Source organism: Komagataeibacter sp. SM21 (assembly GCF_041402665.1).
Classification (GTDB): domain Bacteria; phylum Pseudomonadota; class Alphaproteobacteria; order Acetobacterales; family Acetobacteraceae; genus Komagataeibacter; species Komagataeibacter saccharivorans.
This window is the reverse complement of the sequence record NZ_JBGLOV010000009.1, coordinates 44792-59520: the sequence shown is the minus strand read 5'-3', so window position 1 is coordinate 59520 and position 14729 is coordinate 44792. Positions and strand designations below refer to the sequence as shown.

General features: G+C 61.6%; 20 protein-coding genes, 1 tRNA gene and 1 pseudogene. 10 read left to right on the top strand and 12 right to left on the bottom strand.

Annotated elements, in window-relative coordinates; translation table 11 throughout:
• Window positions 1-19 precede the first annotated feature (19 nt).
• The 8 genes from ACBR42_RS10300 (at window position 20) to ACBR42_RS10265 (ending at window position 3829) form a co-directional block, all read left to right on the top strand.
• A complete protein-coding gene (locus tag ACBR42_RS10300) occupies window positions 20-478 on the top strand; it encodes a hypothetical protein (protein ID WP_371207916.1) in 459 nt (152 codons plus the stop codon).
• On the top strand, window positions 475-954 hold the full coding sequence (locus tag ACBR42_RS10295; protein WP_371207915.1) for a hypothetical protein: 480 nt from the start codon (window positions 475-477) through the stop codon (window positions 952-954). Before ACBR42_RS10300 ends, ACBR42_RS10295 begins: the two co-directional genes overlap by 4 nt.
• Before the next feature lies 1 nt (window position 955).
• Window positions 956-1294, top strand: a complete 339-nt coding sequence (locus ACBR42_RS10290; protein WP_371207914.1) for a hypothetical protein — start codon at window positions 956-958, stop codon at window positions 1292-1294.
• A gap of 75 nt (window positions 1295-1369) precedes the next feature.
• On the top strand, window positions 1370-1651 hold the full coding sequence (locus ACBR42_RS10285; protein ID WP_371207913.1) for a hypothetical protein: 282 nt from the start codon (window positions 1370-1372) through the stop codon (window positions 1649-1651).
• A gap of 21 nt (window positions 1652-1672) precedes the next feature.
• Window positions 1673-2248, top strand: a complete 576-nt coding sequence (locus ACBR42_RS10280) for a hypothetical protein (RefSeq protein WP_371207912.1) — start codon at window positions 1673-1675, stop codon at window positions 2246-2248.
• Entirely contained in the window at window positions 2245-2409 is a 165-nt protein-coding gene (locus ACBR42_RS10275) for a hypothetical protein (RefSeq protein WP_371207911.1), read from the top strand. Before ACBR42_RS10280 ends, ACBR42_RS10275 begins: the two co-directional genes overlap by 4 nt.
• Window positions 2406-3209, top strand: a complete 804-nt coding sequence (locus tag ACBR42_RS10270) for a hypothetical protein (RefSeq protein ID WP_371207910.1) — start codon at window positions 2406-2408, stop codon at window positions 3207-3209. Before ACBR42_RS10275 ends, ACBR42_RS10270 begins: the two co-directional genes overlap by 4 nt.
• Window positions 3206-3829 carry a hypothetical protein gene (locus ACBR42_RS10265; protein ID WP_371207909.1) on the top strand — a complete coding sequence of 208 codons (624 nt, stop codon included), beginning with the start codon at window positions 3206-3208 and terminating at the stop codon, window positions 3827-3829. The genes ACBR42_RS10270 and ACBR42_RS10265 overlap by 4 nt, the downstream gene beginning before the upstream one ends.
• A gap of 514 nt (window positions 3830-4343) precedes the next feature.
• On the opposite strand, the gene ACBR42_RS10260 is transcribed toward ACBR42_RS10265, so the two are convergent.
• From ACBR42_RS10260 to ACBR42_RS10205, 12 genes and pseudogenes are all read right to left on the bottom strand, one after another.
• A tRNA-Met gene (locus ACBR42_RS10260) sits at window positions 4344-4419 on the bottom strand.
• Between the two features lie 168 nt (window positions 4420-4587).
• Window positions 4588-4983 (bottom strand): annotated as a pseudogene (locus tag ACBR42_RS10255) (NADH-quinone oxidoreductase subunit F); the annotation flags it as partial.
• Window positions 4980-5474: an NADH-quinone oxidoreductase subunit NuoE gene (nuoE, locus tag ACBR42_RS10250; RefSeq protein WP_371207908.1), complete on the bottom strand. Its 495-nt coding sequence runs from the start codon at window positions 5472-5474 to the stop codon at window positions 4980-4982. The pseudogene ACBR42_RS10255 and the gene nuoE, both read right to left, overlap by 4 nt.
• Window positions 5461-7200, bottom strand: a complete 1740-nt coding sequence (gene nuoC, locus ACBR42_RS10245; RefSeq protein ID WP_371207907.1) for an NADH-quinone oxidoreductase subunit C/D — start codon at window positions 7198-7200, stop codon at window positions 5461-5463. The genes nuoE and nuoC overlap by 14 nt, the downstream gene beginning before the upstream one ends.
• A 3-nt stretch (window positions 7201-7203) precedes the next feature.
• On the bottom strand, window positions 7204-7854 hold the full coding sequence (locus ACBR42_RS10240) for an NADH-quinone oxidoreductase subunit B (protein ID WP_110547688.1): 651 nt from the start codon (window positions 7852-7854) through the stop codon (window positions 7204-7206).
• A complete protein-coding gene (locus tag ACBR42_RS10235) occupies window positions 7851-8270 on the bottom strand; it encodes an NADH-quinone oxidoreductase subunit A (RefSeq protein WP_110547687.1) in 420 nt (139 codons plus the stop codon). The genes ACBR42_RS10240 and ACBR42_RS10235 overlap by 4 nt, the downstream gene beginning before the upstream one ends.
• Before the next feature lie 429 nt (window positions 8271-8699).
• Window positions 8700-9917, bottom strand: coding sequence for an MFS transporter (locus ACBR42_RS10230; RefSeq protein ID WP_110547685.1), 1218 nt, complete (start codon window positions 9915-9917; stop codon window positions 8700-8702).
• 20 nt (window positions 9918-9937) lie between these two features.
• Complete coding sequence (locus ACBR42_RS10225) at window positions 9938-10336, bottom strand: heme-binding protein (RefSeq protein WP_110547684.1); 399 nt, start codon at window positions 10334-10336, stop codon at window positions 9938-9940.
• A 90-nt stretch (window positions 10337-10426) separates the two neighbouring features.
• Window positions 10427-11152 (bottom strand): IclR family transcriptional regulator, encoded by a 726-nt coding sequence (locus ACBR42_RS10220; RefSeq protein ID WP_282760419.1) that lies wholly within the window; start codon window positions 11150-11152, stop codon window positions 10427-10429.
• A gap of 146 nt (window positions 11153-11298) precedes the next feature.
• Complete coding sequence (locus ACBR42_RS10215; protein WP_118963780.1) at window positions 11299-11499, bottom strand: hypothetical protein; 201 nt, start codon at window positions 11497-11499, stop codon at window positions 11299-11301.
• 25 nt (window positions 11500-11524) lie between these two features.
• Window positions 11525-11836, bottom strand: a complete 312-nt coding sequence (locus ACBR42_RS10210; RefSeq protein ID WP_254058035.1) for a BrnA antitoxin family protein — start codon at window positions 11834-11836, stop codon at window positions 11525-11527.
• On the bottom strand, window positions 11820-12203 hold the full coding sequence (locus tag ACBR42_RS10205) for a BrnT family toxin (protein WP_371207906.1): 384 nt from the start codon (window positions 12201-12203) through the stop codon (window positions 11820-11822). Before ACBR42_RS10205 ends, ACBR42_RS10210 begins: the two co-directional genes overlap by 17 nt.
• 158 nt (window positions 12204-12361) lie before the next feature.
• On the opposite strand from ACBR42_RS10205, the gene ACBR42_RS10200 reads away from it, so the two are divergent.
• Window positions 12362-13564, top strand: coding sequence for an AAA family ATPase (locus ACBR42_RS10200; RefSeq protein ID WP_110547681.1), 1203 nt, complete (start codon window positions 12362-12364; stop codon window positions 13562-13564).
• A 116-nt stretch (window positions 13565-13680) separates the two neighbouring features.
• Window positions 13681-14706 carry a ParB/RepB/Spo0J family partition protein gene (locus ACBR42_RS10195; RefSeq protein ID WP_371207905.1) on the top strand — a complete coding sequence of 342 codons (1026 nt, stop codon included), beginning with the start codon at window positions 13681-13683 and terminating at the stop codon, window positions 14704-14706.
• The last annotated feature ends 23 nt before the right edge of the window (window positions 14707-14729 follow it).

The following is a 14729-nucleotide window of genomic DNA, read 5'->3' as shown; positions in this document are numbered from 1 at the left end:
ACCCTCACAGGATAACGCAATGCCTACCACCACAATTTATCCTGCTGAGGCCCAGCCGCAGCAGGCCGTCCCCATGCGCTGCGCCACGGTCGAGGATCTGGCGCGCGTGCGTGAGGAGATTGCTCGCGTGCGTGAGCGTCAGGCCAAGGTCGAAGGCGGCCACGACAACCTGCGCGACGGACTAAGCACCCTGTCAGTCCAGTTTTCGGAACTCAGGCGCGACCTCACGCGATCGGTCACTGACACAGCGGCCCAGACCCGCAGCGAGATCATGCAGCGCGTGGATGACATGACCGACACCGCCACGGAACGAAATGCCGAGATTTCGGGCAGGCTGGCCCGCATCGAGGGCGGCCTTAAGCTCACATCATGGATGACCATGACGTTCATTGTTCTGGCGACCGGCCTGCTGGGCTGGGGGCAGATTGGCGATGCGGCATGGTCGTTCTGCAAGCGTGCGTTTGGATATGGGCCATGACCGGCGTTTGCCTCGCGCAGTTCAAGGCGGAAATCGTCACCCCCACCCTGAACGCGATAGGGCTGGGGGGAGAAGCGGCTGTCAATCTCCTGACCGGCACGGCCCTTGCTGAAAGCGGGCTGGTGTATCTGCGCCAGATTGGCGGACCCGCGCTTGGTGCGTGGCAGATGGAGCCATTCACGGAAAGCGATATATGGGCAACCTTCCTGTCAAACGCGCGGCTGTCCGGCCTGAAAACGGCCATGCAGGCCATGCTGGCGCGGGACATGCCGCGCACTGGCCAGCTTATTACAAACTGGCGATATGCCTGCGCCATGGCCCGGTTGAAATACTACCGGTCTCCTGACCCGCTTCCCGCCGCGAATGATGCGCTGGGGCAGGCTCACACATGGAAGCGGATCTACAACACATCGCTTGGGGCGGGGGACGTAGACGCAGCACACGTTGCCCTGTTTCAGCAGGCCATTGAGGCATGACATGAATACTGCGGCAAGACTGACCGGGCTGGGAGCCGTGTTTACCGGCCTTTTAGCCTTCGTTCCCGAGCAATACGCCTTCTACGTGGCCATGTTGATCTTTGCATGCAGCGCGGTTTCGGCGGCCATCCCGCCACCTTCTGTGCATAGCCGGTGGGTGGTGGCGTATCAGATCATCACCATGATCGGCCTAAATATCGGATGGGCCGAAAATCACGCCAAGCCGAGCGTTTCGGGCGTTCGGGTTCCCCTGTCTGACAAGCCTGCGGCGAAGGAAGCCGTGCAGGCCCAAGGCATCCCCGTCCTGAACAAAAAGGGCAAGCCCGAAACCCCTACGTGACTGGCCGGACCCGGCTCGATCATCCTCATTCCCGAACCGCCCCAGAGGCGGTTTTTTCATATGGAGACGGCAGATATGCCCGATACGAACATCACCACCATCCCGGCCCTTGAAGGTCTCGTTGAAACCGCGCTGGGCAAGAAGGACTCGGCCACGACGCAGGCCGATATCGCTCTGGCAGGCAACCTGTTGCAGACGCTTCTGCCGGTCATCGTCGAGAAAGCCGCGCCGAACCTTGATCTGTCCGGCATCGACGCCGCCCTGACCAAGATCCTCACCGGCATTTCCGATCTCAAGACGGCGATCGAGACGAAGCCTGCGGCGACCGCGACCCAGACTGTCGCCACTGTTTCCTGACCGATCAACAAGGAAAACGTCATGAACCCGAACATCTCCCGTCGGTCCCTGCTGCGCGCCGGGGCCGGAACGCTGGCGGCTGGCCTGCTGGCTGCCTGCACCGTGACCAAGAGCGGAACCACCACCACCGTCACCCTGAACGTGGCCGAAGTCGTGGATTACGGAAACGCTGTCCTGTCATTTGCCAACACCGCGATTGGCCTTTCGTTCGTGTCTGCCGCAATGGGCGCCACGAATGTCGCGCTGGCGGACACGGTTATTGCTGGCCTCAAGTCTGGCCTGACCGCATTCCAGACCGCCGCCGGATCCAGCACGTCTGTCAGCTACAGCACCGCCAGCGTGAAGGCGGCTTTCGACAGCATTCTTGCCGATGTGGAGAAGGTGGACACGCTGATCATCGCCACCATCACCGGCACGGCGGCCAATCTGTCCAGCAGCGTTGCGTCCGAGGCCAAGACGGCAGCCGGGGCGGCGGAAACGCTGATCGACCTGCTCAAGGCCATGGTGGACATGTCCGGGCCGCGCCTGCGCGCCGCAGTCGCCAACCCGAATGCGGCCATCGGGCAGATCGCCATCTTTGCGGCTTCGCAGGGATGACCGCCCATACCCTCGCCGGTGCAGGACTGTTCCTGACCGGCGGCGCTTTCTTTCAGGTGATTGCCTTCGGGCTTGATGCATGGCGTGAAGCCCGGCGCGAACGGCAGATCGACGACACGCTTGGGCCTCCCGCGCCTGACCCATCGGACAATACGAAATGAAAAAGCGCTTACTCGGCTGCCGCCCGGCTGAACACCGGCCCGGCCAGCCGCATCTATCCGTCATGCGCGGTTTCTGTTCCCGGCAAGCCCCTGCGAGACTGGACCGTAGCCATATTGACCCGCGCCCCGCGATGTTGGGGAATGACGCTCTGAGGGACTGCACGGCAGCAGGCATCGGCAACCATCTTCACGCCACGGCAGCCCTGTCCGGTTTTGACGTGGCTGGTGTCACCACAGCGGCGGCCATCCGGTTTTACAGCCAGTCCACCGGCTACGTGCCGGGCAACCCGAACACGGACAACGGCGGCGTGGAGGTCGATGTGCTGACATCGGCTTCCCGCGATGGCTACGCTCTGGCAGACCAGACCCTGTATCCGTGCTGGGGGAGTGCCGATCCGTCCGACTTGAACGGCATCCGCAACATCACTGCTGGCCTGTCCGCCGCGTATCTGGGTGTGCAACTTGCGCAGGCAGATATGTGGGAAGATCAGGTCGGCAACCTGCCCCCCGTATGGGACACGGACAGTCCAGCCGACCATGGTGATCCGACACCGGGCAGCGCGGGCGGTCACTGCCCGCTGCTGTGGGATTACGCTGGCACCGCTGATACCGATCTGGTCACGCTGCTGACATGGGGAAGCAGGCAGAAGGCCACATGGCGCTGGGTCCGGTCTCGCATCATGGAAGCGCACGGTTTGGCATGGTCCCAACTGCACCCACCCGGCGGCCTGTATCCGGCAGGCGATGACTGGACCGCACTTGTCGAAGCGAATGCGTCGTATCTGCGGGGTTCGTCATGAACCGGGGCGATCAGGTAGTTTTTGTGATCGGTTGTCTAATCGGTCTTTCTGCCTGTGCGATCCATCCCAAGGAAGTCTCCACAACAATTCCGCAAGCCATGGGCGGCATACAGGAGAGTCTGGCGCGGTCCGGGGTGGTATCGGTATCGCACGCGGGCGATTGGACACCGGCTCAGGATGCGCTGTTCGTCCGTGCCGTCCGGGCGGCGCAGTGCAGTCAGGACCGGGCCGATCCGGTGGTGGGCACGATTGCGGGCGATGTGACCTTGCAGCTATCCGGCCAGTTCACGCAGGGAGGGCAATTCGATGTAGGCGCGATCACGACTGCTCCCACCTTCAGCGTTGGCGGCAACGCCAGCCGGACGCGCGGGCAGACGGTCAGCCTTCCGGTGTCTTACGCGCCCCTGTCATCCATGCCGGACGTGGAGATGGGGCGTCAGCTTGGTTATGAGGCGTCCATGTTCGCCCAGAACGATGAAGCGCGACATACCGAGGCGGCGCGACTGATTACCGACCGGGAAGAACTTCGTGGCCGCGTGCAGGCCATGATTGATACCTGGTCGTCTACGGAGTGTATCGGTCGCTCTCCCGCTCCTGCCTTCGTTGGTGGCAAGCGATGATCTGGCGATGGCTTCACCGGATGTTCTGCTTGCGGAGAGGGTGCCGGAAGTGATCGACAAGCGATTTTGATGTTAACGATCGATCGACAACGCTAACGCATTGGCATGTCGTGTTAGCAAAACCGGGTTTTCATAACAGAACGGCAGGAACCCGTTAAGGCCCTGCCGTTCTGCATTCGGTTGCTGCGGTCCGGGCTTGATACCGGCTTATAGCCAACCACCTCGCGTCTATGCGCTCCACAACCTGCTAGGGACCATAACCACATCAGGACTATGTGCGTGTCCATCCACGCAGCCGCAGCAACCATTTTGCCCCGTGTGCACCCGAGGACTTCGTGGGGCGCTACAACGCGCTCGGGCCACGCTCCCGCCAACCGTCAAGTATTCCTTGACGGTTAGAACCTAAAACTGGTGCCGTCTCTCCGGCTGTCACGGCATAAGCCTTCCGTCCTCGGCGTACTCGGCTGGAAGGGACGGGTTCCACAAAGGGTACCGCCCTACCTAAGCTTCGCACTGGTTGCAGGGTCCGGATTTGAACCGGCGGCCTCTGGTCATGAGCCAGATGAGCTACCAGACTGCTCTACCCTGCGTCAGGTGCTGCGCCACATGCGGAGGCCCCACGGAGATGGGTGTAGCGCAGCGATTACATCATAGGGCACGGCGCAACAAAGTACAAGAGATAGTTTCCTTTCGCCGTTGGCGAATTATGCCGGCACGGGCGGAAAACTGGGAAACTTATTCAATAAAAACAATGAACAGTATTCCCCGCGCAGGAAGATGATGCCATGGCCTGCCTGAATGGCGTAGGCGGCCAGTAACATGCCTTCGACCAGTTGCAGCGGATTGCCTTCCATCAGCCAGCGGTCCTTGAAGGTGCCCGGTTCCATCTCATCCGCATTGGCGATCAGGTATTTGCAGCGTTCGCTTGCGGGTTCCCTGGGCACGAAGCTCCATTTCTGCCCGGTTCCGAACCCCGCCCCCCCACGTCCGCGCAGGCGCGAGCGGGTTACGATGTCCACCACCTCGGCCGGTGCAAGGGTGCGCAGGGCCGTGCGCGTGGCCTGCCATCCCCCGGCCCGTTCATAGGCTGCGCAGTCGGGGGGACCGGCCACGGGGTCGATCATGGCGGTCAGGGGGCGCTCGGCATGGCTCATGGTGGCGGCTCCCGCAGGGTGTCGATCAGGTGGTCGAGGGTGGGCGTATCCACGTCGCCATAGAGTGTATCGTCCACCAGCATGGCGGGCGCATGGTCGCAGTGTCCCAGACACACGATGGGCAGAAAGGTGATAGCGTCATCCGCCGTGGTCTGGCCCGGCTGGATATCCAGTGTGCGGCACAGATGGGCGCATAGCCGCTCACGCCCCATGATCCAGCATGAGACACTGTCGCACAGCATGATGACATGCCGCCCCACGGGCCTGCGGAACAGCAGGTTGAAATAGGTGGCGATGCCGTCCAGATCCGCAGCGGACATGCCCAGCACATCGGCTACTTCGTTCAGGTGCGGCGTGCTGATCCACCCCACATGCGCCTGCACCAGCCGCAGGGCCGCGACACTGGCCCCGCGCGGGTGCGGTTCCGCCTGCGCAAGGGCGCGGATTTCCGCCCGCAGGTCGCCTGACAGGGGCTGTTCAGCGATCGACATCGGCCATCACGAAATCAATGCTGCCAAGGATCGCGATCAGGTCGGCGATCATGACGCCACGCCCCAGAAGCGGGATCATCTGCAGATGGGCGAAGGACGGCGTGCGGATGCGGGTGCGATAGGATGTGGTGCCGCCATCGCTGACAAGGGTATAGCAGTTCAGCCCTTTCGTGGCTTCGACGCAGGATCTGGCCTCCCCCGGCGGGATGACCGGCCCCCAAGCTGCGCCAAGGAAATGATGGATCAGGGTTTCGATGTCATGCAGCGTCCGCGCCCTGGGCGGCGGGGTGGTGAGCGGATGGTCCGCCTTGATGGGACCGGCGGGCATGTGGTCCAGACACTGGCGGATGATGCGCAGGCTCTGGCGGATTTCTTCCACATGCACGGCAATCCGGTCGTAGCAGTCGCCATTGGCGCCGGTGGGAATGTCGAATTCAAGCTGGTCGTAACAGGCATAGGGGGCCTGCCTGCGGTAATCCCATGGCAGGCCGGTGGCGCGCAGTCCCGGCCCGGTTACGCCCCATTCCACGGCTTCGGCGGTGGTATAGGCGCCCACCCCTTTCGTCCGCCCCCGGAAAACCGGGTTGCGCATGACCATCGCGTCATATTCGTCAAGGCGGCGGGGCAGGTCGTTGACGAAGGCGCGGATCAGGTCTTCCCATCCGGTGGGCAGGTCCATCGCCACCCCGCCGATGCGGAACCATGCCGGGTGCATGCGAAAACCGCAGATCGCCTCGATAATGCCGAATACGCGCTCGCGGTCGGTAAACATGTAGAATACTGGCGAAAGCTGCCCCACGTCCTGCGCCATGGTTCCGTAGAAAACCAGATGGCTGGCAATGCGGAACAACTCCGCCAGCATGACGCGGATCATCTGCGCGCGTGGCGGCGGCGTGATGCCCGCCAGCGTTTCGACCGCCATCACGTAGGGGAAATTGTTCATGACCCCGCCCAGGTAATCCACCCGGTCGGTATAGGGGATGTAGGTATGCCATGACTGGCGTTCCCCCATTTTTTCGGCCCCGCGGTGGTGGAAGCCGATATCGGGCACGGCATCGACGATGCGTTCGCCCTCAAGTTGCAGGATAATGCGAAAGACCCCGTGTACGCTGGGATGGTTGGGGCCGAGATTGAGGAACATGAAATCGCTGTGGTCGCTATGCCGCTGCATGCCCCATGCCGAGGGATCGAAACGCATGGCGTCCTGCTCGTGCCGCTCCTGTTCTTCGGTCAGGCTGTAGGGCGGCATTTCGGTGGCGCGGGCGTAATGATCCTTGCGCAGCGGGTGGTCGGTCCATGTGGGTGGTGTCAGGATGCGGCGCAGGAAAGGATGGTTTTCAAACCGGATGCCGAACAGGTCCCATATCTCGCGTTCGTACCAGTTGGCATTGGGCCACAGGTCGCTGATGGTGGGAAGCGTGGGCCTGTCCCCCAGCAGCGCCACCTTGATGCGCACTTCATCTGCGCGGGTGGCAAGCGACATGAGGTGATAGATGACCGTGAAATCCGCCGGTGGCTGGCCATCGCGGTGGGTGCGTTCGCGTTCGTCAATGGCGGTCAGGTCAAACAGCATGAGCAATGCGGGCGTGTGTTCCTTCAGCGTGGAAAGGGTGGGCCGCAGGTCGTCCGCCGTAACCCACAGCGTGCGGACGCCATCGCGCGTGGACTGGGTGGCCATCATGCCGGGCTGGTCCAGTCCGGTTATGGGGGATGCGCTCAGGACCATGGGTCAGATCCCGTCGGGCTGGCGGATGTCGCGCACGCCCTGACGGGCGGCGCGTTTTTCATCGCGCATGCTGGGGGGCGTTACAGGTTCCATGCCCTGCGGTCCCATCATCCAGCTTAACGGACGCCTGCGCGTGCCGATGGATTTCTGCAACAGCATCAGGCCCTCAAGCAGGGCTTCCGGGCGGGGCGGGCAGCCGGGAACATACACATCGACCGGCAGGAAACTGTCCACGCCCTGCACCACGCTGTAAATGTCGTACATACCGCCCGAATTGGCGCATGACCCCATGGAGATCACCCATCGGGGTTCCAGCATCTGGTCATACAGATGCTGGATGATCGGGGCCATCTTGACGAATACGGTGCCGGAAATGACAATCAGGTCCGCTTCACGCGGGGTCGCGCGCAGGACTTCGGACCCGAAACGTGCAATGTCGAACCGGCTTGTAAAGGCGGTCGCCATTTCCACGTAGCAGCAGGACAGGCCGAAATTGAGCGGCCATATCGAATTTTTCTGCCCCCACGCCACAAAATCCTGAAGCCGTCCCATGACAAGGTTCCGCCGCACCGTCTCGCTGAAGGTCGGCGTGTCGTCATGTTGCGCTGGCCGCGTGTTCCGTGGGGGCGATACGGGCGAGAGGGACCATGTCATGATACCGAAGCCTTTCCCCCGATACGTGGCAGGCGCGGCTGCGGCCCCCATTCCAGCGCACCCGCACGCCACAGATAGAGGAGGGAGGCAGCCAGAAAGGCGATAAAGAAAACCGCCGCGCCATACCCGATCCATCCGACCCGCGTCACAACGGTCGCCCATGGCAGGAGAAAGGCCGTTTCCACGTCGAATATGACGAAGAACATGGCGACCAGATAATACTGCACCGGCAGGCGCAGCCGTGCCGATCCGGTCGGCATCATGCCGGATTCAAATGGCAGGGACATGGAACGGCCCATCGCGGCCCCACGTCGCCGGGTGCCGGTCATGGCGGACAGCCCGAACAGGCACGCCAGAAGTCCCCCGATCACAACCGCATAGATGAACAGGGACCAGATTTCAGAAATATCCACCATGTCGGGCCTTCCGTCTGTACTGGTTATTTATGAACGGAGACGTCTCGATGTACTGGTATTGGGATGTATTGAATGCAGGGATGCAAATGATGACAGGTCATGCAAAATGCCGCTGTCACCTCATGATCGCTATACGTCCCCTGAACAGGGAAGTTCCGGAACGATACTGATGTGTGTAATCTTTTTTGCCGATTGGCATGAAGCCGTCGGGATTACTGATTCCGCAGCCCGAATAAATGCGATCGCATGAATGGGATTCAATACCGGTTTTATTGTTTATGGGCTGCGCTGTCCCGGTCCCGGCTGTATCGACAGATTATCAGGCAGGTTCGTGGTGAAGCCTTTTTCAGAAAGCTTCAGGCAACGCCGCCATTAAAATAATGGCGGCGTTTCATGATGTTTATTTACCGGTAATCCGTGCCGGAGTGGTTACGCACGCACGACATGCCGCTTCAGCAGCGCAAGCGCCAGAAGATAGACGACAAGCCCCCCCGTGGATAGAACGGCCGCACCAAAACCAAGCGATCCATAACTGAACTGCGCGGCCAGAAGGGCGCTGCCCAGGGATGCCCCCATGGCATTGGCGACATTGAATGCCGAGTGATTGAGGGAGGCGGCAAGTGTCTGCGCATCCCCCGCGTAATCCATAAGCCGTGTCTGCAATGCCGGCCCCAGTGCATTGACGAAACACGGGATCAGGAAAACCACCACCACAAGGGCAGGGATACTGTGCAGCACCAGCGGAAAGACCAGCATGGTCAGCGCGCTGCCTGCCAGCGCGAGGATCGCGGCAAGGGACAGGTTGCGGTCAACCACCCATGCCCCCGCATTGGCGCCCGTAAGCATGCCCGCACCCCACAGGACCATGAACACCATGGTTTCCCATTCCGGCACGCGGGTCACGTTCTGCAGGATGCTGGTCAGATAGGTATAGATGGTGAACATGCCGCCAAAACCGATGGCGGCGGTCAGCAGGGTCAGCATGACCTGTGTGTTGAACAGCGCCGTTACTTCCCGCAGCGGGGAATTGGAACGGTTGGGCCGGTCCGCCGGGATATAGCGCCATACCCCCAGAAAGGTCAGCAGACCGCACAGCGCGATGATGAAGTAGGAAATCCGCCAGCCCCAGTGATTGGCGGCGAAGGTGGAAAACGGCGCGCCGACAAGGGTGGCGATGGCAATGCCTGACAGTACGCGCCCCACGGCCCAGCCCCGGCGCGAGTGGTCGACCATGGATGCGGCGACAAGGGCGGAAATGCCAAACAGCGCCCCATGGGGCAGACCGGTGATGAAACGGGCGACCTCGATCAGGCCGGGGGTTGGCATGGCGATGCTCAGCAGATTGCCGCAGCAGAAAAGAATATAGAGCGATAGCAGCAGTTCACGCCGCGACAGGCGTGCGCCAAGTATGGTGATGAGTGGTGCGCCAAATACAACACCCAGCGCGTAGGCGGTAATCGCGTAACCGGCATCGGCGGTGGAAAGCCGGAGCGAGGATGCGAATTCGGGCAGCATGCCCATGATGGCGAACTCACCCGTTCCCACGACAAAGGTGCCAAAGGTCAGGATAAGGAAGGCGGCTGCTGCACCGTGCGGCGGGTGGACGGGCCGGGGATTGAATTCGGTCGTTGCGGTATCTGTGGTCATGTGCGGTCCGGGTCGGGCTGTCAGGCGGACAGGACGCGGGCGGCGGCCCGGGCGATGTCGATATCTTCCGCGCTGGTGGCGCCCGATACGCCAATCGCCCCGGCAATGGCGCCATCAGCCGCCTTCAGCAGCACGCCACCGCCAAAACTGGTCAGGCCGCCATTGGTGTTTTCCAGCGAATAGGCAACGCCATCGGGATGCGCGATTTTGGCAAAGGCCGCCGTGTCCATCTGGAACAGGACGGCGGTTTTCGCCTTCTTTCCGCTGACATCGATTACGCCCAGCGGTGCGCCGTCCATGCGGGCGAAGGCCACCGGCCATGCGGCTGCATCCACGACGGTTATACATACCGTCACCTTCAGTCTGGTGGCTTCGGCAAGGGCCGCGTCGATCATGGCGGAAGCGACAGAGAGTTTCATTATTGCGGACCTTCTTCATGTAAAAAAGCGCACGCTAACGGCAATGGCGGATGAGGGAATACAGATGATCGTGAAATGATGATTTATTCATCATTGCTGAACGCGGACAAGCTGCTGCTGCATCATCATCCATGCAATATCGGCCAGCTTCGCACGCGGCAGTTCGCACGCCGGGCCGGTTACGCAGATGCTTGCCAGCACTTCCCCATCTTCCCACCACGGGATGGCGACACCGTGGATACCCGCGTGATATCGTTCCAGATCAAGGGCATAACCGCGTGCGCGTACAGTGTGGATCTGTTCCACCATGGCGGGCGTGGGCGCTTCACCGGGGGCGGCGGCAAGGCGCTTGGCCATGCCGGGCACGAAGGCCAGAAAGACCAGCCCTACGGCGGAGCCTTCCAGCTTTTCCCGAAAGGGGGCACGATCGGCCTGTCCTGCCGGGCTGGTGGCATCAACGATGTCGAGATACGCGGCTTCATCGCCACCGGGCACGGCAAGCCAGACGGTCTGGCCGGTATTGCGGGCAATGGTTTCCAGAACGGGGCGCAGGCGGGTGCGGGTCGCGCTGTCATTGCCCGCGATACGCGCAAGGTTGAGGATGCGGCCACCGAGGTAATAGCGCGTATCGCCGGAGCGGCGACGGACATAGCCCAGATGGTCCAGTGTCTGCAGGATGTTATGGGCGGTGGTCTTGCCAATACCCGTAAGGGCCGCGATCTGCCGCAGGTGTGCGGCCCCACCCTGCCGGGCGATGGTTTCCAGAATGGCCGCGGCCCGTTCGACAGACTGGACCAGTTTGATATGCGTGGGCATGGGATATCCGCAACGGGCGCTTTCGGGATCGCTGACGGCGTCACGTCAGGACGGATCGCTTTGTGTGGGCGCAGATGCGCCCGTGTCAATAACCCGTTGCGCCCCGCGACGTTCCGGGGCGGACCCCTGAAAATCCGGCCACGGGCTTACCAGCCCATGCCCCCCGGTCCGCCCCAGCCACCGGGGCCACCCCACCCGCCGGAACCGTCCCAGCCATCATGGTATCCGCCGCCGCCCCGGTCATAGGCGGCGCGCGCATTGCGGTCCATGCGGGGGTTCTGGTCTGCACAGCCCGCAAGGGACGACGCAAGGCCAAGAACAAGACAGATGCCTGCGATCAGGCGCAACCCGGCCTCCTGCACCGCAGCGGGGTCATCGTATGCCCACGGCCTTGCGCAGCAGGTCATTTGCACGGCGCTGCCAGCCGGGACCGTCCGATTTCAGGCGTTCGATCACGTCCTGATCCAGCCGGATCGACACCTGCTTCTTGGTCGGCGCTTTCTGCGGGCCGCGCACGCGTCTTTCATAATCGCGCACCAGATCAGGCTGCGCGCGGGATGCGCTTGCCGCGCGGGTGAAATCCATTGCGGTCAGTTCGGGATTGTCAGGATCATCCGCAATGCCGGCATTGATACGGGCGTCCTCATCTTCCGTGGGCATGATGAAGTCAGGTTTGCGCTTCATAAAGTTTTGCCTCCCGTCGGTTGGCCTTACGCAGGCTGATGATGCGGACAATGCGGGTTTCAATGCTGTAAACCAGCACATGCAGCCGCCGCCGGATCGGGGCAATGGCGACAAGGCGGGGTTCGGTTGCGCTGTGGCTGGCGATGACCAGGGCGACATCCCATTCAAAGTCCTCAGCGGCGGTAAAGTCCACGCCATGCTTGGCGATGTTGGCTGCCCGTTTTGTGTCATCCCAATCATACCGCATCCTTATTGTATATGCGATAAAATAAGCGGAAAACAATCCTTCATCGGTGTAAACGGGATATTCCCGCGATGGGACAGGCTGGATCATGGCCCGGTCGCGTTGTGCAATTCTGGTGGTCATGTTTTTGTCAGGCAAAGATAAATCGCCGGTTTCACGGCGACGCCCATTCTTTCGGCAGACATCGTCGGATTTAATGTCCTTGCGAAAAAAACGTTAAACGGGCACAAGAAGTGCAAGGTTTGCGTAATCGGTTCGTGATTGTGAAATGGTGGTAGGCGATGGACACGGTAGCTGAAGGCGAGGGCGGGAACGTGCTCTCATTGGTGGAAGACCTTGCACTGCGTACGTCTTCGGTGCTGGAGACCCTGCGCAACAATGCGCAGGCCGTGCGGGCGGGGGACCGCAGGGAGCCGACATTCCAGATCGGTCAGGCCGCGGAACTGATCGGCCGCTCGGCTGCCGCAATAAGGGAAGCGGAAAAGGATGGCCGCCTGCCTGAACCCCGGCGTGGGGAAAACAACCGGCGCGTGGGCTATACGCTGGAACAGCTCAATGTCATGCGCGGCATTTTCGGCACCCGCCCGTGGCGTGCGCAAACGGATGCGCCCGCGGTCATAGCCGTACAGAACTTCAAGGGGGGCGTGGGGAAATCAACCGTCGCCGTGCATCTGGCGCAGTATCTTGCAATACAGGGCTATCGCGTCCTGCTGATCGACTGTGACAGCCAGGCATCCGCCACCACCCTGTTTGGCTACGTGCCGGACATGGATCTGGGGGAAGACGATACGCTTTACCCGTTCCTGCGCAATGATGAGATGGGATCGCTGGCCTACGCGCTGCGGCCGACCCATTTTGACGGCCTGTCGCTGATCCCCGCCAATCTTCGCCTGTTCCAGTCGGAATACGAACTGGCGGCGCGGATGGCGCAGGGTGATCCCGGCCTGATCGACCGGCTGACGCAGGGCATCAATTCGGTTTCCGATGCGTTTGATGTGGTCATCATGGACCCGCCACCCGCGCTGGGGGCAATCTCACTGTCCGTGCTGCGCGCGGCCAATGCGCTGATCGTGCCGGTTCCGCCGACGGTGATGGATTTTTCTTCTACCGCGGCCTTCCTTGCCATGTTGCAGGAAACATTGGTTGAGCTTGAGCGGGCGGGGCATGCGCCGAACCTGCAGCTTCTGAAATTCGTAAGCTCCCGCGTGGATGAAAACAAATCCATGCAGCGTGAACTGCTGGGGCTGATGAAATCCATTTTCGGGCACCATCTTGCCCGTTCATCACTGAAAAACTCAGCCGAGATCGATAACGCGACCGCGCGGCTCATGACCGTTTATGAACTGGATGCGCCGATTACCAGCAGATCGGTGCGGGATCGCTGCCTGACTTACCTGAACGCGGTTAATCAGGAACTGGAACTGGACATACGCGCCATGTGGCCCAGCCACCGGGAAAGCCTGCGCCGGGCGGGTGTCCTGTGATCCTGCCCGTGCCGGGGTGATTGCACCGGTGCAATCACCCCGATAGCCGCGTTCGGCGGCATTCTTCCTCTTTATTACACGCCATACCCTGATCCAGAGCATGAAGGTCGGCCACGATGTCCTCCAAGAACAAGTTATTCACCGATGGTCTAGCCGCCGCCGCCAGTGCGGGCCTGCGCGAAGACCGCAAGCCCGCCACGCGGATGGGCGGCGTGCTGGGGGACCGGCGTAACAGGCTGGCGGAAATGGCGGGCGGACTGGCCCAGACCAAGACCCATCTGTCGGTCGATCCCGCCCGTTGCCGGATGTGGGGGGAGCATAACCGCGATTACGCGGCCCTGACATATGAAAGCTGCCATGACCTGATCGAAAGCCTGAAGGCGCAGGGACATCAGGAAATGCCCGCCATCGTAAGGCGGCTGAAGGATGATCCCGATTACGAATTCGAGGTTATCTGCGGCGCGCGCCGTCATTGGGCGATTTCATGGCTGCGGGCGAATACCTATCCCGAATTCCGCTTCATCGTGGAACCGCGCGAACTGACCGATGAGCAGGCTTTCCGCATTGCCGATCTGGAAAACCGCGCCCGACAGGATCTGAGCGATTATGAACGCGCGCGGGATTACCTCAAGGGTCTGGGCCTTTATTATGGTAATGAACAGAAGGCGATGGCCGAGCGGCTGCGGGTATCGGAAAGCTGGCTGAGCCGTTATCTTGATCTCGCCCGCCTGCCTGCCGCAGTAATCGGGGCCTTTGCTTCCCCGCATGACATGCGGATCAAGCATGTCATGAAGCTCAAGCCCCTGCTGAAAAATATCGACACCCGCAGGCGCGTGCTGGATGCGGCGGCAAAGATGGCGGATATGCGCAAGCGTGATCATTCCTACCTGACCGAAGCGCCCGCCGTGGTAAGGGAATTGCAGAAGGCCGCGGAAAAACCGGAACCCGCCCCCCGCAGGGCTGCCGGGGCATCGACCATAGAACGTCCATCCGATGGCAGGACTGTCGTGACGATAAACCGGCGTTCGGGAAAATCCCTTGCCGTAACCTTCCATCTTGCGGACCTGAAAAGCCGGGCGCAGGGGCATGAGGCCCTCAACCTGCTTCTGGATCAGTACTGGCCTGAAGGGCAGGAGGACTGATCCTGCCCCCCTCCATGATGCGG

Excerpts from the sequence above, each read along its gene's own strand:
- ACBR42_RS10210 (WP_254058035.1), bottom strand. The coding sequence starts at position 11,836 with ATGAAGCGCAAACCTGACTTCATCATGCCCACGGAAGATGAGGACGCC.
- ACBR42_RS10225 (WP_110547684.1), bottom strand. The coding sequence starts at position 10,336 with ATGAAACTCTCTGTCGCTTCCGCCATGATCGACGCGGCCCTTGCCGAA.
- ACBR42_RS10235 (WP_110547687.1), bottom strand. The coding sequence starts at position 8,270 with ATGGTGGATATTTCTGAAATCTGGTCCCTGTTCATCTATGCGGTTGTG.
- ACBR42_RS10285 (WP_371207913.1), top strand. The coding sequence starts at position 1,370 with ATGCCCGATACGAACATCACCACCATCCCGGCCCTTGAAGGTCTCGTT.
- ACBR42_RS10270 (WP_371207910.1), top strand. The coding sequence starts at position 2,406 with ATGAAAAAGCGCTTACTCGGCTGCCGCCCGGCTGAACACCGGCCCGGC.
- ACBR42_RS10280 (WP_371207912.1), top strand. The coding sequence starts at position 1,673 with ATGAACCCGAACATCTCCCGTCGGTCCCTGCTGCGCGCCGGGGCCGGA.
- ACBR42_RS10195 (WP_371207905.1), top strand. The coding sequence starts at position 13,681 with ATGTCCTCCAAGAACAAGTTATTCACCGATGGTCTAGCCGCCGCCGCC.
- ACBR42_RS10220 (WP_282760419.1), bottom strand. The coding sequence starts at position 11,152 with ATGCCCACGCATATCAAACTGGTCCAGTCTGTCGAACGGGCCGCGGCC.
- ACBR42_RS10205 (WP_371207906.1), bottom strand. The coding sequence starts at position 12,203 with ATGACCACCAGAATTGCACAACGCGACCGGGCCATGATCCAGCCTGTC.
- ACBR42_RS10240 (WP_110547688.1), bottom strand. The coding sequence starts at position 7,854 with ATGACATGGTCCCTCTCGCCCGTATCGCCCCCACGGAACACGCGGCCA.
- ACBR42_RS10300 (WP_371207916.1), top strand. The coding sequence starts at position 20 with ATGCCTACCACCACAATTTATCCTGCTGAGGCCCAGCCGCAGCAGGCC.
- nuoE (WP_371207908.1), bottom strand. The coding sequence starts at position 5,474 with ATGTCGATCGCTGAACAGCCCCTGTCAGGCGACCTGCGGGCGGAAATC.
- ACBR42_RS10265 (WP_371207909.1), top strand. The coding sequence starts at position 3,206 with ATGAACCGGGGCGATCAGGTAGTTTTTGTGATCGGTTGTCTAATCGGT.
- ACBR42_RS10295 (WP_371207915.1), top strand. The coding sequence starts at position 475 with ATGACCGGCGTTTGCCTCGCGCAGTTCAAGGCGGAAATCGTCACCCCC.
- ACBR42_RS10230 (WP_110547685.1), bottom strand. The coding sequence starts at position 9,917 with ATGACCACAGATACCGCAACGACCGAATTCAATCCCCGGCCCGTCCAC.
- nuoC (WP_371207907.1), bottom strand. The coding sequence starts at position 7,200 with ATGGTCCTGAGCGCATCCCCCATAACCGGACTGGACCAGCCCGGCATG.
- ACBR42_RS10290 (WP_371207914.1), top strand. The coding sequence starts at position 956 with ATGAATACTGCGGCAAGACTGACCGGGCTGGGAGCCGTGTTTACCGGC.
- ACBR42_RS10200 (WP_110547681.1), top strand. The coding sequence starts at position 12,362 with ATGGACACGGTAGCTGAAGGCGAGGGCGGGAACGTGCTCTCATTGGTG.
- ACBR42_RS10275 (WP_371207911.1), top strand. The coding sequence starts at position 2,245 with ATGACCGCCCATACCCTCGCCGGTGCAGGACTGTTCCTGACCGGCGGC.